The organism is Microvirga pakistanensis, from assembly GCF_004458765.1.
GTDB classification, from domain to species: domain Bacteria; phylum Pseudomonadota; class Alphaproteobacteria; order Rhizobiales; family Beijerinckiaceae; genus Microvirga; species Microvirga pakistanensis.
Window position 1 is genome coordinate 1 of record NZ_SPJX01000116.1, and the last position, 223, is coordinate 223.

At 60.1% G+C, this 223-nt stretch carries 1 pseudogene; it reads right to left on the minus strand.

Annotated elements, in window-relative coordinates:
- A pseudogene (locus E4K09_RS04105) lies at positions 1-197 on the minus strand (cupin domain-containing protein); the annotation flags it as partial.
- Between the last annotated feature and the right edge of the window lie 26 nt (positions 198-223).

Consider the following 223-nt stretch of genomic DNA (forward strand, 5'->3'; position numbering starts at 1 on the left):
ATCACGCTTTCCTCGCAATTGTGCTTGTGAAGAGGGATTGCTGCTCCCGGCTCGAAGGACGTGATGCCATTCAGGAGACTCGTCGAGCCAACCTTCCGGCTGACGAGCGGACTGGTTTTCGCACCGCCTCCACGATCGGCGGCCTTGATCTCGGATGGGCGCAGAACGGCGCCGGAAGAGGGTTTCGTGTCGCTCATCATTGCTCTCCGCCTTGTCCGCTTAC